At 67.6% G+C, this 25,143-nt stretch carries 26 protein-coding genes; 12 read left to right on the top strand and 14 right to left on the bottom strand.

Annotated elements, in window-relative coordinates:
- Window positions 1-50: 50 nt before the first annotated feature.
- Window positions 51-272: a hypothetical protein gene (locus H2Q94_RS06570; RefSeq protein WP_243793170.1), complete on the bottom strand. Its 222-nt coding sequence runs from the start codon at window positions 270-272 to the stop codon at window positions 51-53.
- Window positions 269-637: a hypothetical protein gene (locus tag H2Q94_RS06565; RefSeq protein ID WP_243793169.1), complete on the bottom strand. Its 369-nt coding sequence runs from the start codon at window positions 635-637 to the stop codon at window positions 269-271. The genes H2Q94_RS06570 and H2Q94_RS06565 overlap by 4 nt, the downstream gene beginning before the upstream one ends.
- Window positions 638-777: 140 nt before the next feature.
- Between H2Q94_RS06565 and H2Q94_RS06560 the strand changes: the two genes are divergently transcribed.
- The 6 genes from H2Q94_RS06560 (at window position 778) to H2Q94_RS06535 (ending at window position 4,460) form a co-directional block, all read left to right on the top strand.
- On the top strand, window positions 778-1,635 hold the full coding sequence (locus H2Q94_RS06560; protein WP_243793168.1) for a helix-turn-helix domain-containing protein: 858 nt from the start codon (window positions 778-780) through the stop codon (window positions 1,633-1,635).
- A gap of 18 nt (window positions 1,636-1,653) precedes the next feature.
- Window positions 1,654-1,845: a DUF397 domain-containing protein gene (locus H2Q94_RS06555; RefSeq protein WP_243793167.1), complete on the top strand. Its 192-nt coding sequence runs from the start codon at window positions 1,654-1,656 to the stop codon at window positions 1,843-1,845.
- A gap of 169 nt (window positions 1,846-2,014) precedes the next feature.
- The gene (locus tag H2Q94_RS06550) at window positions 2,015-2,383 is read left to right on the top strand and encodes an SAV_915 family protein (protein ID WP_243793166.1); all 369 of its coding nucleotides are present in this window, start codon (window positions 2,015-2,017) and stop codon (window positions 2,381-2,383) included.
- A 1-nt stretch (window position 2,384) separates the two neighbouring features.
- Window positions 2,385-2,666 (top strand): hypothetical protein, encoded by a 282-nt coding sequence (locus H2Q94_RS06545; RefSeq protein WP_243793163.1) that lies wholly within the window; start codon window positions 2,385-2,387, stop codon window positions 2,664-2,666.
- A 2-nt stretch (window positions 2,667-2,668) separates the two neighbouring features.
- On the top strand, window positions 2,669-3,820 hold the full coding sequence (locus tag H2Q94_RS06540) for a hypothetical protein (RefSeq protein WP_243793160.1): 1,152 nt from the start codon (window positions 2,669-2,671) through the stop codon (window positions 3,818-3,820).
- A 31-nt stretch (window positions 3,821-3,851) separates the two neighbouring features.
- On the top strand, window positions 3,852-4,460 hold the full coding sequence (locus tag H2Q94_RS06535; RefSeq protein WP_243793158.1) for a hypothetical protein: 609 nt from the start codon (window positions 3,852-3,854) through the stop codon (window positions 4,458-4,460).
- A 24-nt stretch (window positions 4,461-4,484) separates the two neighbouring features.
- Here the strand turns inward: H2Q94_RS06535 and H2Q94_RS06530 are convergent, their stop codons facing one another.
- Both H2Q94_RS06530 and H2Q94_RS06525 read right to left on the bottom strand, forming a co-directional pair.
- Window positions 4,485-5,918 (bottom strand): restriction endonuclease subunit S, encoded by a 1,434-nt coding sequence (locus H2Q94_RS06530; RefSeq protein WP_243793156.1) that lies wholly within the window; start codon window positions 5,916-5,918, stop codon window positions 4,485-4,487.
- Complete coding sequence (locus tag H2Q94_RS06525) at window positions 5,915-9,493, bottom strand: DEAD/DEAH box helicase family protein (RefSeq protein WP_243793155.1); 3,579 nt, start codon at window positions 9,491-9,493, stop codon at window positions 5,915-5,917. The genes H2Q94_RS06530 and H2Q94_RS06525 overlap by 4 nt, the downstream gene beginning before the upstream one ends.
- A 632-nt stretch (window positions 9,494-10,125) precedes the next feature.
- Between H2Q94_RS06525 and H2Q94_RS06520 the strand changes: the two genes are divergently transcribed.
- Window positions 10,126-10,878, top strand: coding sequence for a DUF4190 domain-containing protein (locus tag H2Q94_RS06520; RefSeq protein WP_243793151.1), 753 nt, complete (start codon window positions 10,126-10,128; stop codon window positions 10,876-10,878).
- Between the two features lie 79 nt (window positions 10,879-10,957).
- Here the strand turns inward: H2Q94_RS06520 and H2Q94_RS06515 are convergent, their stop codons facing one another.
- Entirely contained in the window at window positions 10,958-11,575 is a 618-nt protein-coding gene (locus H2Q94_RS06515; RefSeq protein WP_243793148.1) for a TetR/AcrR family transcriptional regulator, read from the bottom strand.
- A 131-nt stretch (window positions 11,576-11,706) separates the two neighbouring features.
- On the opposite strand from H2Q94_RS06515, the gene H2Q94_RS06510 reads away from it, so the two are divergent.
- Window positions 11,707-12,357 carry a hypothetical protein gene (locus H2Q94_RS06510; protein WP_243793147.1) on the top strand — a complete coding sequence of 217 codons (651 nt, stop codon included), beginning with the start codon at window positions 11,707-11,709 and terminating at the stop codon, window positions 12,355-12,357.
- Window positions 12,358-12,566: 209 nt separating this feature from the next.
- On the opposite strand, the gene H2Q94_RS06505 is transcribed toward H2Q94_RS06510, so the two are convergent.
- From H2Q94_RS06505 to thyX, 5 genes are all read right to left on the bottom strand, one after another.
- A complete protein-coding gene (locus tag H2Q94_RS06505; protein WP_309501131.1) occupies window positions 12,567-14,291 on the bottom strand; it encodes a ribonuclease J in 1,725 nt (574 codons plus the stop codon).
- Window positions 14,288-15,229 (bottom strand): 4-hydroxy-tetrahydrodipicolinate synthase, encoded by a 942-nt coding sequence (gene dapA, locus H2Q94_RS06500; RefSeq protein ID WP_243793145.1) that lies wholly within the window; start codon window positions 15,227-15,229, stop codon window positions 14,288-14,290. The genes H2Q94_RS06505 and dapA overlap by 4 nt, the downstream gene beginning before the upstream one ends.
- 434 nt (window positions 15,230-15,663) lie before the next feature.
- Complete coding sequence (locus H2Q94_RS06495; RefSeq protein ID WP_243793140.1) at window positions 15,664-16,290, bottom strand: TIGR03085 family metal-binding protein; 627 nt, start codon at window positions 16,288-16,290, stop codon at window positions 15,664-15,666.
- A 19-nt stretch (window positions 16,291-16,309) separates the two neighbouring features.
- Window positions 16,310-17,773, bottom strand: a complete 1,464-nt coding sequence (locus tag H2Q94_RS06490) for a serine/threonine-protein kinase (RefSeq protein WP_243793139.1) — start codon at window positions 17,771-17,773, stop codon at window positions 16,310-16,312.
- A 184-nt stretch (window positions 17,774-17,957) separates the two neighbouring features.
- On the bottom strand, window positions 17,958-18,710 hold the full coding sequence (thyX, locus tag H2Q94_RS06485) for an FAD-dependent thymidylate synthase (protein ID WP_243793137.1): 753 nt from the start codon (window positions 18,708-18,710) through the stop codon (window positions 17,958-17,960).
- A 201-nt stretch (window positions 18,711-18,911) separates the two neighbouring features.
- Between thyX and H2Q94_RS06480 the strand changes: the two genes are divergently transcribed.
- Both H2Q94_RS06480 and H2Q94_RS06475 read left to right on the top strand, forming a co-directional pair.
- The gene (locus H2Q94_RS06480) at window positions 18,912-19,487 is read left to right on the top strand and encodes a toxin-antitoxin system HicB family antitoxin (protein ID WP_243793134.1); all 576 of its coding nucleotides are present in this window, start codon (window positions 18,912-18,914) and stop codon (window positions 19,485-19,487) included.
- Between the two features lie 25 nt (window positions 19,488-19,512).
- Entirely contained in the window at window positions 19,513-20,487 is a 975-nt protein-coding gene (locus tag H2Q94_RS06475; RefSeq protein ID WP_243793133.1) for a DUF4097 family beta strand repeat-containing protein, read from the top strand.
- On the opposite strand, the gene H2Q94_RS06470 is transcribed toward H2Q94_RS06475, so the two are convergent.
- The gene (locus H2Q94_RS06470; RefSeq protein WP_243793132.1) at window positions 20,471-21,700 is read right to left on the bottom strand and encodes a winged helix-turn-helix domain-containing protein; all 1,230 of its coding nucleotides are present in this window, start codon (window positions 21,698-21,700) and stop codon (window positions 20,471-20,473) included. The genes H2Q94_RS06475 and H2Q94_RS06470 overlap by 17 nt on opposite strands.
- Before the next feature lie 200 nt (window positions 21,701-21,900).
- Between H2Q94_RS06470 and H2Q94_RS06465 the strand changes: the two genes are divergently transcribed.
- Both H2Q94_RS06465 and H2Q94_RS06460 read left to right on the top strand, forming a co-directional pair.
- Window positions 21,901-22,467 (top strand): GNAT family N-acetyltransferase, encoded by a 567-nt coding sequence (locus H2Q94_RS06465; protein WP_243793131.1) that lies wholly within the window; start codon window positions 21,901-21,903, stop codon window positions 22,465-22,467.
- Window positions 22,468-22,722: 255 nt separating this feature from the next.
- On the top strand, window positions 22,723-23,214 hold the full coding sequence (locus H2Q94_RS06460) for a YqaA family protein (RefSeq protein WP_243793130.1): 492 nt from the start codon (window positions 22,723-22,725) through the stop codon (window positions 23,212-23,214).
- 129 nt (window positions 23,215-23,343) lie between these two features.
- On the opposite strand, the gene H2Q94_RS06455 is transcribed toward H2Q94_RS06460, so the two are convergent.
- The 3 genes from H2Q94_RS06455 to H2Q94_RS06445 all read right to left on the bottom strand — a co-directional run bounded on the left by H2Q94_RS06455 (window position 23,344) and on the right by H2Q94_RS06445 (window position 25,139).
- Window positions 23,344-23,589 carry a hypothetical protein gene (locus H2Q94_RS06455; RefSeq protein ID WP_243793129.1) on the bottom strand — a complete coding sequence of 82 codons (246 nt, stop codon included), beginning with the start codon at window positions 23,587-23,589 and terminating at the stop codon, window positions 23,344-23,346.
- A gap of 23 nt (window positions 23,590-23,612) precedes the next feature.
- Complete coding sequence (locus H2Q94_RS06450; protein ID WP_243793128.1) at window positions 23,613-23,816, bottom strand: hypothetical protein; 204 nt, start codon at window positions 23,814-23,816, stop codon at window positions 23,613-23,615.
- A gap of 75 nt (window positions 23,817-23,891) precedes the next feature.
- Window positions 23,892-25,139 (bottom strand): YeeE/YedE family protein, encoded by a 1,248-nt coding sequence (locus H2Q94_RS06445; protein WP_243793127.1) that lies wholly within the window; start codon window positions 25,137-25,139, stop codon window positions 23,892-23,894.
- Between the last annotated feature and the right edge of the window lie 4 nt (window positions 25,140-25,143).

Below are 25,143 nucleotides of genomic sequence, written 5' to 3'. Positions count from 1 at the left end.
GGCGAGGGGTCGGGGAGGAGGGGACCTCGCCTCGGGGGTTTGTGGAGCGGTCAGGTCCGCTCGTTCTTCAAGGTGTCGTTGCAGTCGGTGCAGGTGGGTGCGCGGCACCAGTCGAGTTCGCTGGGCTGGGCCATCGCGAGCCGCTGCCCGCAGACCGAGTCGTCGGCGGGCTGGCTTTCCCAGCGGCGACCGCGGAACGCGTGCCGCACGAGCTCGCCGGAATCCGGGACGGGCAGCCAGAAGTGGCGTTCGGGCTGCCGGTCGTGGCTCACGCGGCGAGTTCCGGCGGTTCGCCGGGGAGCGAGATGACGGCGCCGACGCTGACGAACACCTCTGCGGCCGGGGCGACGATCGGCGTCACGGTGGCGAACAGGGGGTTCCGCGTACTCGCTGAGCCGGGCGTGATCGTGGCGTCCCAGTTGAGTGGAAAGCTGGGCACTACCATGGCGTCCCGTGTGATCGACGGCGAGGTTCTCCCCTGCACCGTGCGGAGTCCGGCGCCGCGCACCGTGCGGCGCGCCTTGCGGCGGGCGAGTTTCTCACGGACGGCGCGTGATTCGAGCGCGAGCGCCGCCCATGGCGCGGCGGCTGTGGCTCCCATGAGCACCAGCACGAGGTTGCCTTGCGTTGACGACATCCGGACCCCCTTGTCGATCACTTCTATCGCAAAGCTAAATCCGCAAATGCGGTTTAGCTAGTCGCCTGATCGTGTAGTTCCGTTGTGAATGCGGATCGCGGGAGACTGATCCAGCTGATGACGATCACGACGGAGGCGAGATGGCGACACCGACGGTGCGGCGGCTCCAGCTCGGCAACGAGCTGCGCCACGCGCGGCAGAAAGCCGGCTTCGAACAGCACGAAGCCGCGAAGGAACTCGACTGCCAGAGCAGCAAGATCTCCCGGCTGGAACTCGGCCAAGGCGGAGTCACCAAGGGTGATCTCAAGCTATTGCTGGAGTTCTACGGCGTGGACCCGGCCGACATGCAGTGGATGTTCGAGCTCGCCCGCACCCGCAGCACCCGAGGCCGCTGGACCGGCTATCGGGCGGTGTTCCCGGAGTGGTTCCGGATGTACGTCGACCTGGAGACGGACGCGGAAGGCATCCGGCACGCGCAGACCGAGATCATTCCGGGGATCTTGCAGACGGAAGGCTACATCAAGGCGTTGCACACGACTTCTGTTCGAGCTGACGACGACAGCATGGATGGACTGATCGAGTCACGTCAGGAACGCCAGCAGGTCATGGACCGAGCAACACCGCCGACGATGCGGTTCATCCTCTCTGAGTCATGCTTGCGCCGAAAAGTCGGCGACGACTCGGTGATGCGCGAGCAGCTCGACCACTTGGACAAAACCGCGCAGCGCAACGACGTGGACATCCAGATAATGCCGTTCAACGCTGCAACACAAACCGGCGGAATCTCGTACGACTTCACGCTGCTCCAGATCCCGGCTTCCGGGATCTCATCCTCGCTGGAGTTCGTCTACGTCGAGTGCTTCGACGACGCTCGCTACCTGGACGACAAGGACGCGGTCGCGCTGTACAACCGGCTTTGGAGTCGCCTCCAGGCCGCCGCTCTCGGGCCGAAGGAATCACAAGATCTCATACGATCGGTGGGACAGCAGTACTCGTAGTGAACGAGGAGTCCCAGCATGACCGAGCAGGACCTCACCGGCGCCACCTGGTTCAAGAGCAGCTACAGCCCTACGCAGAACGAGTGCGTGGAGGTCGCCTTAGCCCCCGGCGGCGCCGGAGTCCGCGACACCAAGGACCGCAACGGAGGCACCCTCACTTTCGACACCGCCGCCTGGACGACCTTCCTGTCCAACCTCAAGCAGAGCTGACCCCACAAGAAGCGGGCCGTCCCACCGCCCACGCGGCGGGACTGCCCGTTTCTGCCGCCGTTCCCGCACTGCTCCATTCAGGCCCTGAGTAGTTTCCCGCTCTCCCCGTGATCACCCGTTCGGTACCGTCCCGTCGGACACGATCGACGATGGCCGGTAGGGGAACTGGATGGTTTACGGGGACGCGGACATCCTTCGCGACCACGGGAATGTGGCGCCGGCGGTACTCGGGGCGGAGAACCTGCCACCGCCGGACGCGGAGGATCAGCCGCCGCAGCAAGTGTTCCTGCCTGCCGAACGCATCAAAGACCGTAACCAGCCGGTCACCTTGGAACTCCGGGCGCTCACCGACGGAACGACCGCCATGCTGGCCTTCACGTCCCTGGAGGCGCTGGTGGCCGGATGCGGCCCCGCCCAGCCGTGGATCGCGGTGGACGGTTCCTCGATACCGGATCTCCAGCAGCGTTGCGCCGCCGACCAGGTCGTGTGGGACGCGGCGGTGCCCGCATCGCAGCAACGCGGCGAGGGGGCTCGCTGACATGGGGATCGAAGCCGACCCGCAAGTGCTGCAGCAGGTGACGACGACCCTGCGCAACGCGGAATCCGACCTCGACACCGGCGCCGCCCCACCGCCTGTTCCGCAGGCCGGGGACATCACTGAGCTGCTGGCCGCCACCCTCTCGTTGCTGTGCGAGGGCGTCGGCAACGTCGCCGCGAGTGCGGGCGGGCTCGGCCAAGCAGTCGCCGAAGGCCGCGCCGACTACGAGACGATCGACTACGACCAGGCGCTGAACCTCAAGCGCACGCAGACCGGGGGCTGACGGTGGAAGAACTCGACACCGAGATCAAGGGTGACCCGGAGAGTTTCACCGCCACCTGCCAGTGGCTGCGCGACACCTCGGCGAACATTGAGCAAGCCGAGCAGGACTACCTCCGCGCCGGCGGCGGCTCCGAAACCGGTTGGGCGGGAGCCGCCGGTGACGCCTTCCGCGACGTCGCCTTCCAAGGCGCGCGGATGGCGGGTGACACCGTGCAGATGGTCTCCGAAGTGTGCAGCGCGATGGAGATCCACGCCGACGGCCTGCGCACCGCCCGAGCCCAGATGCAGCACGCCCGCGACGCGGCGACCGACGGCGGCCTGAAGATCAACGGTTTCAAGATCCAGCCACCGGGAGACGCGCCGCCCGAGCCGGCACCGCTGCCTTCCGACGGCTCCGCCACCCAGCAGCAGACGCAACACCACAACGCTTCCGTAGCAGCCGCAGCCGACTACCAGCGCAAGATCAAGGCCTACCGCGAAGCCGCCGAAACCGTCGCACAAGCGAAGAAAACCGAAACCGACTCCCAGAACGTGATCGTCCGCTCCGTCGCAGGAGTCGTCGACCCGGTCAAGCTGTCACTGACCTTGGGAGATGTTTCGACCGGTTTGGCCGGAGCGGTCACCGCGAACTCATCGAAGTGGAAAGCGATCGCCGATAGCGTGAAATCAGCCGAGTTGCCGGGGAAACTCGCCCAGAACACCAGCATGAGCGCGGCAGGCCGCTTCCAAGCCGCCCAACTCGCCGCCGAACGCAGCACCGCCAAAGCGACCGCCCTCGCCGAGGCCTACCCGACCCGAATCGCAGCCGCGATGGACAAACTACCGGACCGAGCGAAGACCTTTCTCGACCTCAAGCTCGCACCGGCACACACTCCGACTTCAACGAACGCGCTACTCAGAGGGTCGACCAAGCTTGCCCAGAAGTTGCCGTTCATCGGACTGGGCTTTACTGCGGCCGGCGTGGGATACGACATCAGCCAGGGGAAAGACGCCACTCAAGCGGCCGTGTCAGGTGGAGCTTCGTTCGTGTCCGGCGCGGTATCCGGCGCGGCGATCGGCGCAGCCTTCGGCGGCCCGGTTGGGGTCATCGGAGGCGCGATCATCGGAATCGGGGTCGGCATCGCCGTAGACGAGGGCTGGAACCTCTTCGACTAAGCTTGCCTCCTGCGAAGCCCCAGGGAGAAAGGTGGGTGGCGTGCCGAAAGCGGCTCCGAAGCCCGACGTGACAACCGGCGAGCCCCGGCCGCCACAAGCCCCCGTGATCACAAAGTGGAAGACCGAAGGAAAAACAAACAAGAGCCGAGCAAAGTTTCCCCAAGCCCCTAAAGGAGAAGGCCCACTACTGGAGTGGTACCAAGCCGAAGAGAGCGACTCGACCATAGGTGGAATTTTTCTAGGATTAGCAATCGTAGGATTCTTTTGCATCCGCGACTGGGGATTCTCCTGGATGAGCACTTGGTGGCTCTGGCTCTTTGCGATTTGGCCACCGATCGTCTCGTACTTCATTGGCCGCCGCAAAGGATTCTCAGCGGGCGCGGACTGGTTCGCCACCAGCAGCAAAACGTACGTCAAGTTGTACGAAATCCGGAAAGTCACGGTCGAATACCAAGCAGGTGGCCAATCCATCGGTATCGAGCTGACCGACATCCACGGCGGCTTCGCTGGCGCCTCGCTGCGTCAGCTCCAACGCAAGCGCGCGCTCTGGGACCTCGTCTACAACGGCATCGTCTACTCGGTCCACCAAGGACCCGCCACCGCGAACAACCTCGCCCTAGACAAACTGCAACTACGGTGACCATCCGACACGGAAAACTGACGTTCACAGCCCCAAATCGAGCGAGTCCTGCGTCCCTCGCCCCACCGGCTCCGGCAACGGCCGCCCTGAATCGAACGTCGTCCCCGCCGCAGCGCCATCGCCCCCGGCCTTCTTCACGCCACGAGGCTTCCGCCCACGCCCCACCTTCGGCGCATTCTCCCGCTCAGCCCGAATCCGCTCCAACAAAACGGAAGCAGGCTCATCCCCCGAATCCTGCTCCACCAACCGCCCGGCGAATGCCTCTCGCAACAAGGACTGCCGCAACCGCCCAAAACGAGCCGTGGCTTGAGAAACTTCCTCCGCTAACCGGTTCGACGCGGACAACCATTGGCTCGCTCGACTGAACAGCGCCCCCTGGTCCTCCAGTCGCGGGTAAGGAATCTCAATCTCCTCACGAAATCTTTTTAGGTTGACCTTCTTTTGAGCAACACCGCTTGTTATGGACAAGATTTTCCGACGGACCACACTGGAACCAATCAGCAACGAAACCAGATCCGGATTTATCTCCCCCCTTGGCCGAATCCGGATACAGTCAGCGGTTATCACCCCATCCTCAGCCAGCGAATAAACGGCGGCATCACCAGGAGGGTCGCCCATTTTCGTAATCAAAATATCGCCACGCCGAACGGAATGCGCAGATAATTCGAGAGATTTACTCTGGGAAATATACTTCCCGTCAGATCCGCCGAAACTTCCGGATCGGATATTTCTCACGAATACGAGTGGCACGCCATACTTCTCATAGTCCGACACCTTCAGGCTACTACCAAAGGGGCCAATTGTAATATCGGATCGATTTCCATTGGTAAAAAAGCCAGGACTTCGGGAACTTTCGCACACTTCCGCAGCCTCATTGGCGATCAAAAGTGGCATTTTACGCAACCTTGCCTCAGCTGAGTCGACTAGCGCACGGCCAGCATCCAGCCTGGACAGATGACCTTCGAGGGCGGCGACGATGCGGCGCTGCTCCGCCAACGGCGGAAGCGGTATTCTGATCTCTTTCAGCTTCTGTTGCGGAAGGTGCTTGATAGTGCTACCGGTCGCGTAGCTCAAGATTTCGCCGGTAGATGCAATGTTTCGCAAAAAGTACAGCAGGTACCGCGAGTCGATCTCACCAAGGGGCCGAACGCGATGCAGCGCCTTCTGAAACGAGATCCCAGTTCGTTGCCCCTGCCAGATTGCCGACCGCCCGACTTCTCCGCCTTCACACACCAGCAAGTCACCGGCGACGAGCGAAAATACCTCAAGTTCATCGGGCGACATGCTCATCTCCAGCAAGGAGTCCAAGCTGATCGAGCCCCACTGGACGTTGACATTGCGCAAATAAGGAACCGTCAGTTCACCAGACGATTTGCTGCGATCGAGCATCTTGCCCAGCGTCGTGCTCGCGATCTCCCCCAGGGTCGTCCATTCCCATCCGTCCGGCAGATCGCTCACGCGCTCAGCTCCTGGTTCAGCTCGTCGAGGATGTCGCGGGCGTTCGGGAAGGCCCGCTGGAAGCCCTGGGTTCCGCCGCGTTCGGTGAACGGGTCTTGCCGCAGGTCCTCCACCTCGATGGTGATGTTGCGGCAGACCACGTCACGGATCGTGTCCAGCCACCACCGCTGGTCGACGGTGAACGTGACGTCCTGCTGCTTCTGCCGCAGCAGCCACGCCTCGTAGCGCTCCCGCACCAGCTCGGCGTACGGCCGGACCTCGTCGTCCAAGCCCAGTTCGTGCCGGATGATACCGACCAGTTCCGGTACCCCGGCCTCCACCGTCCGCCGCGAGCCGACCTTGCCGAGTTCGTCGTAGGCGTCCAGCAGGGTCTGCGGCGTCCACTGGTGCGGTGGCCGTGCCAAGCGCTTCGACAAGCGCTGCAACGCGTCGTACACCTCGTGCAGCCCGCGCCGTTCGCGGAACGCGATCTCCAGCGGCGCGATCTCGGCTTGGTGTTCGCGCATGTACTGGCGGAACGAACCGACCTTCTCCCTGGCCCGCTCCTCCGCGGTGAGCCTGCGGCTGATCTTCACCTCGTCCCGGCTGACCTCGTCGATCACCAGGTCGTGCGCGCGGCGCAACTCCAGCAGTCGGTTGCGCAAATCCGGATTGCCCGCCAGCGGACGAAGCGCGTCCTCCGTCATGTCCTGGACGGCCTGGGTCCCGGCGCTCTCGTACTTCTCCTCGTAGCCGTGCGAATCCTGCTCCAGGCCCGCCACCGCCGCCTTCCCTGCGGCGTGGAAGGTCTCGCTGCGCTGATCCGCCCCGGCCGCCCGGACCATCGTCGAGACCACTTCGTCGATCGGCTCCCCGGACAACTCCGAAACCTCGGCGCGCTCCTCGTCGCTGAGCCGCGCGTGCAGCGCGCTCACCCGGCCCGCCAAGGTGCTGAACTCGTCCGTGCTCAGCTCCCCCGCGCCGGTCTTGCGCAGCAACTTCTCCAAACTGATCTGGCGTTCGGTGAACTGCTGCAACGGCCGCGTCTCGATCCGCGGGCTGTCGGTGACACCCACCGCGTCCACGATCACGAAATGCGTCTTCTTGTGCGCGTCCGGAGTGACCCGCCGCAAATCGTCATCGTCGATCGTCCGGGCGCCACGGCCCTTCATCTGCTCGAACAGGTACCAGGTCTTGGGTTCCCGCAGGAAGAACACGACCTCCAGCGACTTCACGTCCGTACCGGTCGCGATCATGTCCACCGTCACCGCGATCCGCAGCTCCGGGTTCGTCTGGAAGTTCTTCAACCGCTGCTTCGGCTGCTTCGCCTTCGCCGTGATCTTCTGGACGAACGAATCTCCCTTGCCGAAGACGTTCTTGACCGTCTCCACGATCTCTTCGGCGTGCTCATCGGACTTCGCGAAGATCAACGTCTTCGGCACGATCCGGCGGTCGCGCTGCTCCGGGAAGATGTCCGACCACAACTTCTTCCGGAACTCCTCGACCACCGTGTGCAGCCTGGACTTCGACAACGTCCGGCGGCCTTCCTGCTTACCGCTGTAGACGTGATCCTCGTCCAAGTCCTCCAAGCGTTCCCGGCGCGTCTTCGTGTTCCGCACCGGCACCACCGTGCCCTTGCCGATCGTCGAACCGTCCTGCTCGATCCGCGTGCCGATCCGATACACCTCGAACTGCACGTTCACGCCATCAGCGACCGACTCGTCATAGCTGTACTCGCTGACGAGGTTCTGATCGAAGAACCCGTACGTCATCGGCAACGGCGTCGCCGTCAAACCCACCAAGAAAGCGTCGAAGTACTCCAGCACCGCGCGCCACTTGCCGTAGATCGAGCGGTGGCACTCGTCGACGACGATGAAGTCGAACGTCTCCGGCGGAATCGCCGAGTTGTAGCCGACCTCCACCGGCACGTCACCGGTCTCGTCCTCGACGCGGGACTCGGCCTCCTCATCGTCACCGCCCGGATTGTCCCGCTCGGTCAACGTCAGCCACAGCCGCTGGATCGTGCAGACCGTGACGTTCAACGACTCCGGCACCACATCGCCGACCAGCTTCTCGGTGTTGTAGAGCTCCTTGAACTGCCTGCCGCCATCCGGCACCCGGTAATTGCAGAACTCGTCCTTGGCCTGGTCACCGAGGTTGTTGCGGTCCACCAAGAACAGCACTTTGCGGGCACCCGCGTGCCGCAACCACCGATAGGTGCTGCTGGCCGCCATGTAAGTCTTGCCCGCGCCCGTCGCCATCTGGATCAGCGCCCGCTGCCGGTTCGCCGCCAGCGACTCCTCCAAGCCCTCGATGGCGCCGCGCTGCGCCTTGCGCAACGACTGGCCCGCCAACGACAACTGCGGCAACCGCGCCAGCTTCGCCCGCAACGTCGGAGCATCCGGATCCTCGTCCGCCTGCTTCATCCAGCGCGCGATCGTGCCCGGCTGGTGCACCGCGAAAATCCGGCGGCTCCGCGGATCCGGATCCAGGCCGTTGTAGAACCGGACCGCGTTGCCGTCTGTGACGTACTGGAACGGCAGCGGATCCCGCCACGCCTTGAGCTTCTGCGCCGCCGTCAACCCGTGCGCGTAGTTCGCCGCCTGAACCTGCGCGGCCGTCAGGTCATCGCCCTCGCGCTTCGTCTCGATCACGCCCACCGGCTGTTCGTCCACGTACAGCAGATAGTCGGCATAACCGCCCCGCGTGTGCACCTCCCGCACGGCAACACCCTTGTGGTGCACCAGATCCAGCTCGTTGCGCTCCTGCACCGCCCAGCCGGCCAGGCCGAGCTCTTCCTCCAGCCTCGCCCTGACCTCCTTCTCCGTCAGCGGCGGCTTCGTGGCACCGCGCATCCGGCGGACGAAGTGCTCCCGTTGCGAAGCGGTGACCTTCTCCGGCTTCGCCGCGTCGCGCTCCGCCATCAGGCGGTCGAGCATGTCGGACTGGTGCTTCGTGAGCCGGTCGCTCTCCGCGGCCTGCTGAGAAAGCCGATTCAGCTGCGCTTCGACCCGCTGCCGCGCGACCTGCTCCGACTCCAGGTCACTGCGCGTCTCGAACAACTTCGCCCGGTGCTGCTCCAGCTCGTCCTGGAGCTCGTCGCGCTCACGCCGCTCCTTGTCCGATACCGGATCCGGACCACGCAGCTGCGACGGCGGTACGAAAGACCGCACCGTCCGATCCCCCAGCGCACCGCGATGCAGCCAGTACCCGAGCTGAAAACAGCGCTCCACCGCGCGCAACGCCTGCTTGCGATCCGCGTAGAACTCGTGCACCGCGACGTTGCCCGCCTTGCGGATCTCGTGGAACGCGTCGGCGACCTTGCCCTCGGCCACGCCCGCATCCCCGAGCGCACGCAGCCGGTCGGCCTGACGATCACCGCTGACTCGGGCGCCGGACTTCTTCACCAGCCACTTCGCCATCGCCTCGCCGAACTGGCGGGCTTTGAACATCGCCACAGCCGGGTCGGTGAGCGCGTAGGCCTCGGCACTGGCACCCAGCCAGGCGGTGAGGGCGTCAACATCCGCCAGGAATCCGAAGTTCGGTGATCGCCGCGCGAACCGCTCCAGTTCGTCCTCGCCGTCGCCTGACCCCATGAACGTCCTCCCCGACGTGATCGAAACAGCCGCACAACGTATCAATCCGTGACGCACCGTACAAGGATCAGTGCTCACGTGATCGTGACTCACGCAAGTCCGGAGCGTGACGTGATCAGCCAAATGCTTTTGGTGGCAACGATTTTTGGCCTGCTCAACGCTCACCTGCCCGGAGACCACCCGGAACGCGGTGTAACGAACGTTGGAGCTGAACGGATCCCATGTTGCTACCGGCACTGCGCCGGGTCCGCTCAACTGAGCGTTTCTCCAGTGGAGGAACCTGCCATGTCCATCGTTCCGCCTCCCCACCTGACCGCCCCTCACAACGGGATCGGCACCGCGGCAATCGTTCTCGGACTGCTCACCGCACTGTTCTCACTCATCCCGATCATCGGAATGATCGGGCGGTTTCCCTCTTGCCGCAACGGATCGAGCTCGCTCGCCGCATCGCAAATAGCACAAAACCCGCGCGGGCACGGGGTTTTCCGTCGATTGCACCCTTACGTGTAAAACGATTCGAAAGTGCGAACAAGACGGACTTCCGCTGAAACCATCCTGCGGGCGCAACGCCCCCACAGGTGCCCGCGTTGGTTCCGGGCCGTTCGGTTCAGCTCCCCCTCGGAGGAAAAGTCATGTCCGCAGTAGTTCCCCCACCGCCGACCGCCCCGAAGAACGGGATCGGGACCGCCGGCTTCGTGCTGGGGCTGCTCGCCCTGCTGTTCTCGTTCATCCCGCTCATCGGTGTGATCGCCTGGCCGCTGGGCATCCTCGGCCTCATCTTCGGCGTCCTCGGCATCATCCGAGCCCGCAACGGCCAGGCCACCAACCAGGGCATGGCGATCACCGGCACCGTGCTCGCCGGAATCGGGCTGCTGATCTGCGTCGCCTGGGTCGGCATCATCGGTACCGCCGCGAACGAGGCCGCGAAGCAGTCCGAATCACTCGGCACCGAAGCGCAGCAAAGCCCGGTGCCGGGCGGAGATTCACCGGACGTCTCGGACGCCCCGATCGAGCTCGCCTTCGGCCAGACCCACACCTGGAACGGCGGCGAATCCGTGCAGGTCTCCGAACCGCGGAAGTACAAGAAGTCCAACCCTTACGAGCTGCCTTCCGGAGCCCGCGCGGTCGAGGTCGACCTGACCATCACCAACGGCACCGACGACGAGATCAACCCGATCCTCTGGGAGATCACCGCGACCCACGACGGCCGCGTCACCCAACCCGTCTACTCCGACGACCACTTCGCCAACGCCCAGATCCCGCCGGGCGGCACGCTCACCCTCACCAGGGCTTTCCAGATCGCCTCGGACTCCGGTGAACTGCGGATCTCGGTGCAACCGAACTTCCTCGCCACCGACACCGCCTATTTCCACGGCCCGTTCTGACTCGACCTGTCGGAGTGAACGGCCTGTTCGTCCAACCGGATCAGACGAACAGGCCGTTCACTCGGTCAACGCCCCCGCATCAGCTGGACGAAACCCCGTCCCGCAGGACGCAGTCGACGGCCAGGTAGAGGGTGTCCGCCTCGGCCGCCAGCAGGGAGTCCTCGGCGGGCAACGCGCGCTCGAGCGAGAGTCCGTTGAGGACCGTCGTCAAGAATCTCGCGCGCCGCGCGTTGTCGCCCTCGGCGAGCACGCCTTCGTCCACCAGGACGGTCAGCCAGTACTCGGTGCGGCGCAGGCCCTCGCGCTCCATGCCGAGGTACGCCGCGCTGACATCCTCGCTCGGCTCGGGCGCGATGAATCCCTCGTAGATCTTCCCGAAAGCCGCGCGCGCCTCCTGCCCCGCCCCGACCGGCGTGAGCACCTGCCGGAGGCACGCGACCAATCGATCCCGTGGCGGCATCGACCGGTCGTGGATCGCGTCGTCCGAGGCCACCGTGTCGTAGATGCCGGCGAGCACCGCGTCCCGCAGCGCCCGCTGGGTCGGGAAGTGGTACCGCAGCGAGCCCGTGCTCACCCCGGCCCGCGCGGCGACCGCCCGCACGCTCAACCGCGCGGCCGCGTCCTCGCCGATCATCGTCGCCGCCGCCACCAGGATCCGGTGCCGGGTGCTCAACACCGGGCCATCCGAGTCGTCCATGTCCACCTCCACCCCGCACAGTACTAGCACGCCGTGATAGCGCTTTTCTAACACGCTGTGCTAGCTTGTGACTCGACTCGCTAGTACAGCGTGTTAGAGGACTTTCCGGGGGCATCGATGAAGGGGCGGGCATGTTCGAGGAGTGGCGGCGGAGCCGGGCGGCGCAACGCGTGAAGAGCGGAGACGGGCGTGCCTTGAAGCCCTTCCGCTGGTGGCAGCAGTTCAGCCGATCGCTGCTCTACCTCACGCTCTACCACCGCGACGGACACCGCACCGTGTACGCCGTCGAGGCCCGGCCCATGGGCGACAAGAACGGCGAGGTCAAGGCGCACCTGTTCCGCGACGGCAGGCACCACGCCGTGTCCAAACTCCCCGCCGCCTTCCCCGTGGACGGCGGCACGATCGAGGTCGCGGCGAGCCAGGTCGGGCTCAAGCGCTGCCACTACGTGACCGCAGCGGGCGCGGAGCACCAGCTCGTCCCGGACCCGAAGTCCGCGGAAGGACGCCGCGCCCGCCTCGAACGCGACCACCCGGCCACGAGCCGCGTGATCGGATTTCTCTCGGTGGCGCTGCTGGTCATCGGGGTGATCCTGCTCGTCATCCAGATCGCGGAGCCGATCTCCCGGGTACCTCCCATCGCCGAGAACATCGGGATCTTCGAATCGCCGCTGCACCTCCCGCTGTGGCTCAACACCGCCCTCACCATCGGCGCGGCGCTGGCCAGCACGGAACGAGCACTGCGCATGCGCTACCACTGGCTGCTCGACGCCGCCGGGAACTGAGTCCCACGGCGGACGACGCACCCGGGCGAGCACGACATCGTGCGCATCACCGGACGGCTCCGACGACGAATGCCCCGAGCCGGAACTCGGCTCGGGGCATCGAAATCAGCTGCTCGATCGGACCGCGACGGCATCGTCGAGACCGTCGAGGGATGTCCTCGCGATCGGAACCCCAGTGCGCGCACCAGGTTTCCGACCACGGCGACGGATCAGGAACCGACCGGCAGCACGTTCGGGACGATCATCGGGCGGCGGCGGTACTTGTCCGCGACCCACTTGCCGACCACGCGGCGCACGGCCTGCGCGATGCGGTGCGTGTCGGCGATGCCCTCCGATTCGGTGCGCGCCAGCTCCATCTCCACCAGCGGCACCACGTCGTCCAGCGCTTTCGGGTCGTCGGAGAAACCGCGGCCGGAGATCGTCGGGCTGGACACCGCCCGGCCCGTCGCCGCCTCCACCGCCACGGTGATCGAGATGAAACCGCCCTCGCCCAGCACCAGCCGGTCCGACAGGGTCGACTCGCCGACGTCGCCGACGGACAGGCCGTCCACGTACACGTGCCCGACCTCGACGCGGCCGGAGACCTTCGCGATGCCGTCGACCATGTCGACCACCACGCCGTCCTCTGCGATCACCACGCGCTCCGACGCCACCCCGGTCAACCGGGCCAGTTCGGCGTTCGCGCGCAGGTGCCGCCACTCGCCGTGCACCGGCATGACGTTGCTCGGGCGCACCGCGTTGTACAGGTACAGGAGCTCACCGGCCGACGCGTGCCCGGAGACGTGGACCTTCGCCCCGCCCTGGTGCACCACGTCGGCGCCCAACCGGACCAGTCCGTTGACCACGCCGAACACGGCGGTCTCGTTGCCGGGGATCAGCGAACTCGCCAGCACCACGGTGTCACCGGCGCGGATCCGGATCTGCTTGTGCTCACCGCGGGCCATCCGGGACAGCGCCGAGAGCGGCTCGCCCTGCGAACCCGTCGACACGAACAGCACCAGGTGCTCCGGCATCGCCAGCGCCTCGTCCAGCTCCACCAGCAGGCCCGGCGGCACCCGCAGGATGCCCAGGTCGTTCGCGATGCCCATGTTGCGCACCATCGAACGGCCCACGAAGCAGACCTTGCGGCCGTGCTGCTCGGCGACGTCCAGCACCTGCTGCACCCGGTGCACGTGGCTGGCGAAGCAGGCCACGATCAGCCGCTGCGTCGCCTTGCCGATCACCCGGTCCAGCACCGGGCCGATCTCGCGCTCCGGCGTGACGAAACCCGGCACCTCGGCGTTCGTGGAGTCCACCAGGAACAGGTCCACGCCCTCGTCGCCCAAGCGGGAGAACCCGGCCAGGTCGGTGAGCCTGCCGTCCAGCGGCAACTGGTCCAGCTTGATGTCACCGGTGTGCAGCACCACCCCGGCGGGCGTGCGGATCGCCACCGCCAGCGCGTCCGGGATCGAGTGGTTGACGGCGAAGAACTCCAGGTCGAACACGCCGTGCTTGCTGTGCTGGCCCTCGGCGACCTCGATCAGCACCGGGTCCTGGCGGTGTTCCTTGCACTTCGCGGCCAGCAGCGCCAACGTGAACTTCGAGCCGATCACCGGCAGGTCCGGGCGCAGCCGCAACAGGAACGGCACCGCGCCGATGTGGTCCTCGTGGCCGTGCGTGAGCACCACGGCCTCGACGTCGTCCAGCCGGTTCTCGATCGCCCCGAAGTCCGGCAGGATCAGGTCAACGCCGGGCGAGTCGTCCTCCGGGAACAGCACCCCGCAGTCGACGATGAGCAGCTTGCCCTCGTGCTCGAACACGGTCATGTTGCGGCCGACTTCGCCGATGCCGCCCAGTGCGGTCACCCGCAGCCCGCCCTCGGCCAGCGCAGGCGGCGGCGCCGACGCGGTCGGCGTCACGGGGTGATTTTCGGTAGATGTTGCGCGAGCGCTCAACGGTGCACCTCTGCTGCGGCGTCGGGATTGACCAGGACCAGACCGGCGTCCCACAGATCGCTGGTGATGACCCGCACCTGCTCATCGGTGGCCTGCGGCAACGGCAGCCGGGGATGCCCGGTCTCATAACCGCACAACCGCAGCGCCGTCTTCGAGAAGATCACACCGCCCACGAAGTTCATCGACCGGTACACCGGCATCAGCCCGACGTGCAGTTCCTTGGCGGTGGCGATGTCGCCCGCCTCGTACGCGTCGAGCATCTTGCGCAGTCGATCACCGACGACGTGCCCGATCACGCTGACGAAGCCGACCGCGCCCACCGACAGCCACGGCAGGTTCAGCGGATCCTCGCCGGAGTAGTAGGCCAAGTCGCTGTTGGACAGCACCTCGCTGCCCGCCCACAGGTCGTGCTTGGAGTCCTTCACGGCCTTGATCCGCGGGTGTTCCGCGAGCCGCTTGAGCGTGTCGGTGTGGATGGGCACCACCGAGCGGGGCGGGATGTCGTAGAGCATCACCGGCAGCTCGGTCGCGTCGGCCACCGTCGTGAAGTGCGACAGCAGCCCTTCCTGCGGCGGGCGCGAGTAGTACGGGGTCACCACGAGCAGCCCGTGCGCGCCTGCTTTTTCCGCGGTGCGGGCCAACTCCACGGAGTGCACGGTGTTGTTCGTGCCCGCTCCGGCGACCACCGTCGCGCGGTCCCCTACCGCGTCGACGACGGCGCGCAGCAACTGCTCTTTCTCGTCATCACTGGTCGTGGGGCTTTCACCCGTGGTGCCGTTGACGACCAGGCCATCGTTGCCGACGTGATCGACGAGGTAGGTCGCGAGCTCCTGAGCCAGCGCCAGGTCGAGTTTCCCGTCCGCGTCGAACGGCGTCACCATGGCGGTCAGGACCCGGCCGAACGGCCGACCTTCAGTGGCGGTGGGACAGACGGTCATAGCCCTTGACGCTACCTGGTGAGTCCACTGGTCAGCGCGCCGCATCGACCGCGCCCGGCAAGACCGCACCGCGCCACCGAAGATCGCGGAAACCTCACGCCCCGAGTTGCCGAATACCGTCCATGTTCCCGCGAATCAGCGCCCTAACAACCGGATTTCCGCAACACGAACCAAAATCAAGGCGAGCAAGGCCCCCACTGCCTGACGACAAAGCCGAGCCCATACGGCCGAAGGCCATGCTTTGCGGCGTAGCCGTGCCTGTATGCGCAAAGCGCATAGCCCACGTCAAAAAGCCGCTCACCGGCGGGTTCTCAGTTGGTCTCTCGCGAGGACGGCTTTTTCCCTCGTGGCGAAGCCACTCGGGAAAAAGATCCCGCAGCGAGAGACCGACTGAGGTTCCGCCACCCGACCACCAAAGAAAAACGACCGGAGCCTCAGAAAGAACGACGTAGATCTTCAACGGCCAGGACGTCGGCTTCGTTTCCGTCTATGTCCACGCGGACCTGGCGGCGGCCGAACGCGTGCAGCAGCAGTTCGCTCGGCTCACCGCTGATGCGCACGGTGCGCGGGCCGCGCTTCGCGGCGATCTCGGTGCCGTCCGGGCGGCGCAGCACCACGCCCACCGGGCTGCGGCCGTAGAAGACCTTCGCCACCCGGGACAACGATTTCCACAGCGCCTCTTCGCGCTCGGGCTCGGACGGCCGCGGCTGCCAGCCCGGCTGCGCCCGCCGCACGTCCTCGTGGTGCACGAAGAACTCGGCGGTGTTGACCGTCTCGTCCACCGCGCCGATGGCCAGCGGATTCCACTTCGGCGCACCGCCGCGCACCGTGGCGATCAGTTCCGGCCACGGCTGCTCGCGCAGTCCCTGCTCCACCTTGTCGCCGCGCTCTGCCAGCGCCTTGACGACCTTGCCCACCAGCGCGTCGGGACGCCGTTCGCGCAGCACCAGGTGCACCGCGAGGTCCTTGGTCTTCCACTCACCGCACAGCGTCGGCGCGTCCGGCCCGACCCGGTCGAACAGGTCGCACAGTTCACGGCGTTCGTCATTGGCCACACCCATGCGCTCACCTTACCGGGGTTCAGTCCGGAACGACCGGTGTCGTCAACGGCGTGCCGTCGGCGCTGCGCACGTAGCAGTACACGATCTGAGCGCCCTCGTCGTTGGAGCTGTCGTCGTCCATCGAGGTCCGCCGTTTGGCCTCCCACGCCTGCGCGGTCGGGATCACCGCGCCGTAGCGCAACGCCCGGTCCTTGTCCGGGACTTCGATCTTGTCGGTGGCGAAGTACGCGCCGCACATGCCCTCGGCGAACCGTGCGAGTTCCTGCTGACCGGGATAGCTGACGTCGCTGGTCGAGCGCCCGCCGAACACGTCGCCGCTGGTGTAGATCTCGACGTCGTGCGCGGCGTCGCACGGGCGGAACCGCTCCTGCGTGACGCGGCCGCCCGGTTCCAGTGCGGTGTCTGCGCACCGGTTGTCCTCGCCCAGGTCGAACGGCGTCAGCTCCCCGCCTTCCCCGTAGGTCAACGTCGGCTGCTGCGGCCCCACGACCAGCGGGTTCCCGGCGACCGGGGCGGCGGACCCCGCCGGATCGCCGGTGGCCGGAACGAGCCGGCCGAGCAGCAGGCCGGACACGAACAGCGCCACCGCCACGGGCGCCGCCCCGATCAGCCACCAGCGACGCGGCGTGGACGGGCCGGGCTCGACCGTCCTGCCCCGCCCGGGGCCGGGTTCCGACAGCAGCGCGCGGGCCTGGTCCGGGGTGAGCCGGGCGCGCGGATCGGCGGTGAGCAGGCCCGCCACCAACACGCCGAGAACCCCGTGGTCACGGGACATCCGGGGGGTCTCGTTGAGCACCGCGTTCAGCGTCGCCGCGGTCGTCTGCCGGTCGAACGGCAGCCAGCCCTCCAACGCGAAGAACAACGTCGCCCCCAAGGACCAGAGGTCGCTCGCGGGCGTCGCGTCGTGGCCTTGGATGCGTTCCGGGGCCATGAACGCGGGGGAACCGATGAGCGCGCCGGTGGTGGTCAGACGCGGATCGTCCACGGTCTGCGCGATGCCGAAATCGGCGAGTTTCACGCCGTTTCCCGAAATCATGATGTTGCTCGGCTTGACGTCGCGGTGCACGATCCCGGCGGTGTGCGCCGCCTCCAGCGCCGAGAGCACCCGCAACGCCAGGTCCGCCACCTGCGCCGCGGGCATCGGCCGCTGCGGCCCGACGACGTCGCTGAGCGTCACGGGATCCACCAGTTCCATCACGATGAACGTGGCGCCGTTCTCGCTGAACACGTCGTGGACCGTGACCACTCCGGGGTCGCTGAGCCTTCCGGCGACGCGGACCTCCTGCATGAGGCGTTCCTCGAGCACGTGCCGCTCCGCCGCGGGCAGGCCTTCCGGCACGTGCAGCTGCTTGATCGCGACATCACGGCCGATCCTGGTGTCCCGGGCACGCCAGACGACGCCCATGCCGCCGCGCCCGAGCTCACCGGTCACCTCGTAGCGGCCCCCGATGAAGCGCATCTCCGCGTCCGTCAGCTCCACCACGCCGCATCCCTCCCGATGACCGCAGAGCGGCGATCATGTCATTCCGAATCGCCCGGTGGTCGGCATTCGCACGCTTTCCCGCCGCACGAACGGGTGCCGACGCGGGTTCACCCGGTGGTGACGGAGGTGGTCGACCGCACGCCGTCGGTGGTGCGCAGGTAGCAGTGCGCCGTCGCGGTTCCCGTCAGCCTTCGCTGACGAACGGGCTGGAGGCGACCTCGGATCCGTCCTGCAGGCCGGTGATCTCGAAGTCGCCGAACACGTTCGGCGCCGCCTTCTGCAGCTGCCGCAGGCATTCGACGGCGAGCGCGCGGATCTCGACGTCGGCGTGCTCGCTGGCGCGCATCGCCACGAAGTGCCGCCATGCGCGGTAGTTCCCGCTGACGACGATGCGGGTCTCGGTGGCGTTGGGCAGTACCGCGCGGGCGGCCTGCCGGGCCTGCTTGCGGCGCAGCGTCGCCTGCGGCTCGTCGGCGAACTTCTCCTGCAACGCGTCCAGCAGTTCGGTGTACGCGGCGGCGCTCGCCTCGGTGGCCTGCACGAATTTCTCGTGCAGCGCGGGGTCCTCGGCGATCACTTCGGGCTCCACCATCGCGGCGTCGCGTTCCGGGACGTAGCGCTGGGACAGCTGCGAGTAGGAGAAGTGCCGGTGCCGGATCAGTTCGTGGGTCAGCGACCGCGACATCCCGGTCAGGTAGAAGGTGACCGAGCCGTGTTCCAGGACCGAGAGGTGGCCGACCTCCATGATGTGCCGGAGGTAGCCCGCGTTCGTCGCGGTCGCCGGGTTCGGCTTGTGCCAGGACTGGTAGCAGGCCCGGCCGGCGAATTCCGCGAGCGCTTGGCCGCCGTCGGCGTCGGTGGACCAGTCCACGTCGGCCGGCGGGAAGAACTCGGTCTTGCCGATCAGCTGAACCTTCGGCGCCACGATCTCGGTCACGGTGCGCGGACCCCTTCTCGTCGGTCTTTGCGGATGTTGTGCCGCCTGCCCCGCAGTGCCGGGTGCCAGCGTTTTCGAGCGTAACCGGCGGCGCCGACGCTCTCGCCGGACTGCCCTGCGCACCGATCATGACGACTCGCTGATGCAGATTGACACCATGGTGTTCTTGCACGACGTCATGAACGACGCCATAGTGGTGTCATGGACCTCAGCCCTTACATCGCACAGCTCCGGGAAGACCTCGCTTCCGCCGCGTCGGCGGGCGACGAGCAGACCCGGCAGACCGCAGCCGCGCTCTCCGCCGCGATCGAGCCCGCGACCCGGCTCGCGATCATGAACGCGCTCTCCGACCTCGCCGCCGAAGTGACGACGCACCTCGACGGTCAGGTCGTCGATGTCCGGCTCGACGGGCGCGACGTCCGCGTCGTCGTCAGCGGCGGTGGCACCTCTCGGGCCTCCGCGACCGAGGAGGAACGACCACCTCCTCCGCCGCCCGGCGCCGACGGCGGCGACATCAGCAGGATCACGCTGCGGCTGCTCGACGAGATCAAAGGGCAGGCCGAGAATGCGGCATCGACGCAAGGCGTCTCGCTGAACACCTGGGTGGCGCAGGCCGTGCAGGGCGCGCTGCAGGGCGGCAGACCACGTGGGCCGTGGGATCGCCACCGCCCGGGGGGCGGCGGCCCCGGGTGGGGACCGCCCGGAGCCGGCCGCTGGCGCCCCGACGGACCGGACGACGGTCCCGGTTCACGGCTCCACGGCTGGGTGCACGGCTGAGCGCGACGGGAAGGCGGGAGAGGCCATGAGCGGCAACGGCACGGGTCGGCAGGGCTCCGAGGAGTCCGGCGGCCGGGAACCGAACGACCTGGTGCGGACGCAGGATTTCGACACCGCCGCTCCCATCGAGGTCGACATCGGCAACAGCATCGGCTCGATCACGGTGGAGCTGGCCAAGACGGCGGTCACGCACATCGAGGTCCGCCACGACACCGAGGCCGGCGGCACCGATTGGCGCAGCGGACTCACCGGCCTGCTGAGCTGGGTCAGCGATCAGTTCGGTGAAACGACGCGCGGTGGCCTCGGCGAACGCGCCTTCGGTGATCGCGGTGGTCCCCGCGAACCGATCGCCGAGGCGGTGCGCCAGACGCGGATCGACCTCACCGGCAACCGGCTCACGGTGCGCACTCCGACGGTGGTGCCGCTGCGCACGGTCCCGCTGGCGGTCACCGTTCGCGCACCTGCGGAGTCTCAGCTCGGACTCCGGTCGGCCGGCGGCGAGGTGCGGGTGACCGGTCCAGCGGGGCGGGTGCAGGTGCAGTCCGGTGGCGGCGCGGTCTCGGTCGAGCAGGCCGCCGGAAGCACCGTCGCCCGTACCGGTTCCGGGGCGCTGCGCCTGGGCGACATGGCCGCCGGTGTGCAGGCGCGCAGCGGCAGCGGTGACGTGGAGATCGCGTCCGTGCGGGCCGCGTCGTCCGTCGTGACCGGCAGCGGTTCGGTCTGGCTCGGTGCCGTGGAGTCGGATGTGCTGGTGCGTTCCGGCAGCGGGGCCGTCACCGTCGCCGAGGCCGCGGCGGGTCAGGTCGAACTCATCACCGGCTCCGGCGAGTTGCGAGTCGCGCTGCGGCACGGGACCGACGCCGAGGTCGACCTCACGTCCACCACCGGATCCGTGCACAGCGATCTGACCGTGTCCGAGGAACCGACCGCGCAGGAACCGGGGTTGCGGATCTTCGGCCGCAGCGGCAGCGGCGACGCGCTGCTCACGTCCTCCCTGTGAGGGCGCGCAGGGGCTTGATCAGGGCATCGCTTCCGCGCGGTCCGATCACGACCCCGTCGAGTTCCAACCAGCCGGCCATCTCCGTGAGGGCGTCGGCGAGTTCCGGGGCGATCACCCCGGGATCGTGACCGGGTTCGGCGAAGGCTCCGGGCACCCGGAGCACCTTCGCCGCCCGGTCGGCCTTCAAGTCGACGCGAGCGACCAGTTCACCGTTGAGCAAGAAGGGGAATACGTAGTAGCCGTACTCGCGCTTGGGTTCCGGGACGTAGATCTCGATGCGGTAGCGAAAGCCGAACAACCGCTCCGCACGGGACCTTTCCCAGATCAGCGGGTCGAACGGGCACAGCAAGGCGCGTCCCTGCACGCGGCGAGGTGTGCCGGCGGCGGTGTGCAGGTACGCCTGCTGCCGCCAGCCTTCGACGGCCACGGGTTCGAGTTCGCCGCTGTCAACGAGTTCGGCCACGGCCTGCCGCGATTGCGGCGGGCTGAGCCGGTAGTAGTCGCGCAGGTCGGGCTCGGTGGCCACCCCCAGCGCTTCGGCGGAGCGCCGCACCAGTTCGCGGATCGCGTCGTCCTCGGCGGGATCTTGGGCGAGCACCTCGGACGGCAGAACTCGCTCCGGCAGGTCGTAGAGCCGTTCGAATCCCCTGCGGGTGCCGGTGGTGAGCTCGCCCATGGCGAAGAGCAGTTCGCAGACCCGCTTGGTGTCGGTGCGGTTCCACCACGGGCCGCGTCCCTGCCGCACGTCACCGCCGAGTTCGCGTTCCAGCGTTCCCGCACCGACGGGGCCTAGTTCTTTGACTGCGGCGAGCACGTCATCAACGAGGCCGGGCGAGTTCTCCAGCAGTTCGCGCGACCGGGCACGCCAGGACCCGCCGTGCATCCGCATCCGCCACCGCAGCAGCGGCCAATCCCCCACCGGGATCAGCGAAGCCTCGTGCGCCCAGTACTCGACGAGCAGCCGTGGTTTGGCGGTGGTCGAGGGCCACGCCGCGTCCTCGAGCAGCGCGGCGGGATGAGCACCGAGGCGGCTGAACAGCGGCATGTAGTGCGCGCGGACCGCGACGTTCACCGAATCCAGCTGCAGCAGCTTGGTGCGCCCCAACGCCCGGTTCAGGTGCCGGCGCGTCACTTGCCGCGCGGGCCGGGAATCGGTGAAACCTTGGGCCGCGAGCGCGGTCCGCCGGGCCGCCGCGGTGCTCATGGTCTGCATTCGCGGAATGGTGCCACCCCGGCCTGACATTCCGGCCTGACATTCCGGCCCGAACAGTCCCATCGGCCGAGCCGCACGATCGCCGTGCCGTGTGGCGGCAAGTCCGTGCCGCTCCGGGACGTAACCGGGACACCGCGCACGGTGCTCCGGTGATCCCCTGCCGCCGCCCTGCGGGGTGCGCGGGCGCTAGGTTGGCGCGCATGGCCGATGCCGAGGTGCGGGCCGCGACGCCCGCCGACGCCCCCGAGATCACCCAGGTCCAGCTCGCGACGTGGCGCAGCGCGTACGCGGAACTGCTGCCACCGGAGGTGCTCTCCGGACTGGACGAGGCGGCGACGACTCAGCAGTGGACTGAGGCGCTGCACAGCGAGCCGACGACCGTGCTGGTCGCCACCGAAGGCGACTGGCTCGCCGGTTTCTGCGTGGCGGGACCGGCTCCCGAACAGGAGGCCGCGGCCGCGGACGGTTCGGCGCCGCCGGACTTGGCGACCGTGGCGCTGGTGAGCACGGTGCTCGTCGAACCGCGCTGGGGCCGTCGCGGCCACGGCGGACGACTGCTGGCGACGATGGCGCAGCGTCTCACCGAGGGCGGGGCGACGCGGGGCATCAGCTGGGTCCCGGAGGCCGATTCGGTGTCCCTGGCCTTCTTCGAACACGCCGGCTGGCTCCCGGACGGCACGGTCCGCACCCTCGACGCGGGCGGCCGGCCGGTACGCGAACTCCGCCTCTCCGGCCCCCTGGACCTCCAACTGAAACACCACCACTGAGCCGAATTCACTTGATCTTCATCTGCTCAGCGGCGAAGCCGATGAGCAGTGACCACCAGAGCAAAAAGACCAGCAGCGGGTTCTCAATTGCTTCCTCGCGAGGACGGCTTTCTCCTCGTGGCGGAGCCACTTGGGAAAAGGATCCCGCGGCGAGGAAGCACCTGAGGTTCCGCCACCCGTCCCCGACGCACCGGGTACCACCGAAGCGGTGTTGCTAGCCTGTGGTCGACCGCACTCCGACATTCGGGTGGACATGTGCTGACCTCGATCGGATTGCTCGCGACCGCCTTCGGGATGTCGGTGGCTTCCGCGTTGATACCGGTGATCAGTGTCGAGATCTTTGTGGTCGGCATGGTCGTCAAAGGCCCCGAAGTGCCGTGGTGGCTGCTGGCGCTGGTCGTGACCATCGGCCAGATCGGCGGGAAGTTGCTGTACTACTACGCCGCCCGCGGCCTGATCCGGCTGCCGCGTTTCATGGAGCGCAAGAGCGACCCCGAACAACACCAGGGCCGTTGGGCCGCGTGGCTGGAGCGCTTCCGGTTCAGCTGCCAGACCCGCCCGGTGTGGACGGGCGGCGTGCTGCTGCTCAGCGCCACGGCGAGCCTGCCGCCGTTCTTGGCGACGTGCGTGATCGCGGGCTGGGCGCGGGTCCCGGTGAGCACCTTCCTCGTCACCGGGTTGGTGGGCCGGTTCGCGCGTTTCGCCGCGTTGGCTGTCGCCCCCGGAGTCATGATCGCCTGGCTTTGACCGGACGAGAACGCACGGACGCCGCCGCACCTGGACCACGCGTTCGTGTCCAGTGCGGCGGCGACCGTCCGCTCCTGACTCCGTGCGATTCGCCGGGGCGACAGCACGGAGGTTCGGTACTCACCGGGATCAGGGCAGCGGCAGCAGCTTCCCGGGGACACCGGCGACCGAGTCGAGCAGCCCGAGCACCGGGATGCCCAGCGGCGCGAAGGTCCACAGGTTGTTCAGGTCCCCGGTGTCCGGCTGGTCGACGATGACGACGCCGTCCTGTTCCGGGGCGGACTGCGGTTCGGCGACGGCGGTCGCGGCGGAGCCCAGCAGGGCGGTGCCGACGAGGGCGGACGCGGCGAGGCCGCGACGCAGTGAGGCGTTCATCAGCGAGGTTCCTTTCCGGAGGGTCAGCTCAGCGCGTCGAGCAGGCCGACGACGGGGTTGAGGGCGGCGGTGGGCAAACCGACGGTGGCGCTGAGCAGGCCGCCCGCATCCACACCGGGGATGACCCAGATCGACGGCGGATCGGCCTGCGCGACACCGGCCCCGAGTCCGATCAGGGCGAGGCTGGTGACGACGGTGGCCGCCACCCTGGCGAAACTCCTTGACATGCTGTTCTCCTTCTTCCTTCCATCCCGCCGACCGGCGGGAAATCTCCGGCCCCTTGCGAATTGCTCGGAAACGGGTCAGCAGACCGCGTCAGTGGGTTTCGGGTTTCCGAGTCCGAACAAGGGGCGCAGCAACAGCCCGGCGTAGGTTCCGGCGATGGCGAGCACGCCCCACAGCCAGCCGTGCAGGCTGAACGAGGCGATGCCGGAGAAGTAGGCGCCGATGTTGCAGCCGCCCGCGAGCCGCGCCCCGATGCCCATCAGGATTCCGCCGAGCACGGCGCCGACGGCGAGCCGCCACGGGATGCGGCGGTGCAGGACGAACGCTCCCGCCGCAGCGGAGGCGATCAACGCGCCGATCATGATCCCGAAGTCCATCACCGAGATCTTGTCGGCGAGCACGGAAGCCTCGAGCTTCGCGGCGTTCTCCGGGATGACCCAGAACGGGGCGCCGGAGATGTCGACGCCGATCCAGCCGAGGAACTTCGCGCCCCACAAGCCGAACGCCGAGGTGATGCCCCACGGCCCACCGGAGATGAACAGCGTCAGCGCGTTCAGCCCGGCCAGCAGCAGCGCCCCGGCCCACAGCGGCCAGGAGCCGCGCAGCACCCGCAGCAGACCTTGTGCGGTGGGCGGTGCGTCGATCGGCGGCGGGGTGCGCCGGCGTTCGACGAACAGCGACCCCGCGACGACCGCACCGATGATCACCAGGGAGATCAGCAGCGCACCGGGATATCCCAGCGGGGTGTCGGCGAAGGACACCGTCGGACCGGTCTTCTGCAACGCGCTGATCCACGGCGCGAGGAACGCGCTGAGCACGGAGCCCGCGATGAACCCGCCCAGCGTGTAGAGGATCGCGGTCTGGCCGCTGCCGACGGCGAACAACGTGCCGGAGGCGCACGATCCGCCGACCTGCATGCCGACTCCGAACAGGAACGATCCGAGGATCACGCCGAGGCCGGCGGGCGCCACGGTGCCTTCGGGTGCGCCGGACAGGCCGAGCCCGGCGCCGAGGATCACCGCGAACAGCACGCAGGCCGCGGCGAGCATCAGCATGTGCGCGCGCAGCGCCCGGCCTTGCCCGACGGCGACGAGCTGCCGCCACGCCGAGGTGAAGCCGAACCGGGAGTGGAACAGCACGGTCCCGAGTGCGAGGCCGACGACGTAGAGCACGGCGAGCTTCCAGCCGGCCTCGTGTGCGACGGCGAGGCCGACGACGACGGCGAGCAGGATGCCGATGGTGACGACGCCGGGCCGCGCGGGCGGGGCCTGTTCCGGAACGGGCTGCGGGGGTCTCGATTCGCTGATCGTGTCCACTACGGACATTCGG

The sequence above is a fragment of the Saccharopolyspora gloriosae genome, from assembly GCF_022828475.1.
Taxonomy (GTDB): Bacteria; Actinomycetota; Actinomycetes; order Mycobacteriales; family Pseudonocardiaceae; genus Saccharopolyspora_C; species Saccharopolyspora_C gloriosae_A.
This window is presented reverse-complemented; position numbering and strand designations above follow the sequence as displayed.

Coding starts and splice junctions, on each gene's coding strand:
- H2Q94_RS06565 (WP_243793169.1), bottom strand. CDS start 637: ATGTCGTCAACGCAAGGCAACCTCGTGCTGGTGCTCATGGGAGCCACA.
- H2Q94_RS06560 (WP_243793168.1), top strand. CDS start 778: ATGGCGACACCGACGGTGCGGCGGCTCCAGCTCGGCAACGAGCTGCGC.
- H2Q94_RS06555 (WP_243793167.1), top strand. CDS start 1,654: ATGACCGAGCAGGACCTCACCGGCGCCACCTGGTTCAAGAGCAGCTAC.
- H2Q94_RS06550 (WP_243793166.1), top strand. CDS start 2,015: ATGGTTTACGGGGACGCGGACATCCTTCGCGACCACGGGAATGTGGCG.
- H2Q94_RS06545 (WP_243793163.1), top strand. CDS start 2,385: ATGGGGATCGAAGCCGACCCGCAAGTGCTGCAGCAGGTGACGACGACC.
- H2Q94_RS06525 (WP_243793155.1), bottom strand. CDS start 9,493: ATGGGGTCAGGCGACGGCGAGGACGAACTGGAGCGGTTCGCGCGGCGA.
- H2Q94_RS06520 (WP_243793151.1), top strand. CDS start 10,126: ATGTCCGCAGTAGTTCCCCCACCGCCGACCGCCCCGAAGAACGGGATC.
- H2Q94_RS06515 (WP_243793148.1), bottom strand. CDS start 11,575: ATGGACGACTCGGATGGCCCGGTGTTGAGCACCCGGCACCGGATCCTG.
- H2Q94_RS06510 (WP_243793147.1), top strand. CDS start 11,707: ATGTTCGAGGAGTGGCGGCGGAGCCGGGCGGCGCAACGCGTGAAGAGC.
- dapA (WP_243793145.1), bottom strand. CDS start 15,229: ATGACCGTCTGTCCCACCGCCACTGAAGGTCGGCCGTTCGGCCGGGTC.
- H2Q94_RS06495 (WP_243793140.1), bottom strand. CDS start 16,290: ATGGGTGTGGCCAATGACGAACGCCGTGAACTGTGCGACCTGTTCGAC.
- H2Q94_RS06480 (WP_243793134.1), top strand. CDS start 18,912: ATGGACCTCAGCCCTTACATCGCACAGCTCCGGGAAGACCTCGCTTCC.
- H2Q94_RS06475 (WP_243793133.1), top strand. CDS start 19,513: ATGAGCGGCAACGGCACGGGTCGGCAGGGCTCCGAGGAGTCCGGCGGC.
- H2Q94_RS06470 (WP_243793132.1), bottom strand. CDS start 21,700: ATGCAGACCATGAGCACCGCGGCGGCCCGGCGGACCGCGCTCGCGGCC.
- H2Q94_RS06465 (WP_243793131.1), top strand. CDS start 21,901: ATGGCCGATGCCGAGGTGCGGGCCGCGACGCCCGCCGACGCCCCCGAG.
- H2Q94_RS06455 (WP_243793129.1), bottom strand. CDS start 23,589: ATGAACGCCTCACTGCGTCGCGGCCTCGCCGCGTCCGCCCTCGTCGGC.
- H2Q94_RS06450 (WP_243793128.1), bottom strand. CDS start 23,816: ATGTCAAGGAGTTTCGCCAGGGTGGCGGCCACCGTCGTCACCAGCCTC.
- H2Q94_RS06445 (WP_243793127.1), bottom strand. CDS start 25,139: ATGTCCGTAGTGGACACGATCAGCGAATCGAGACCCCCGCAGCCCGTT.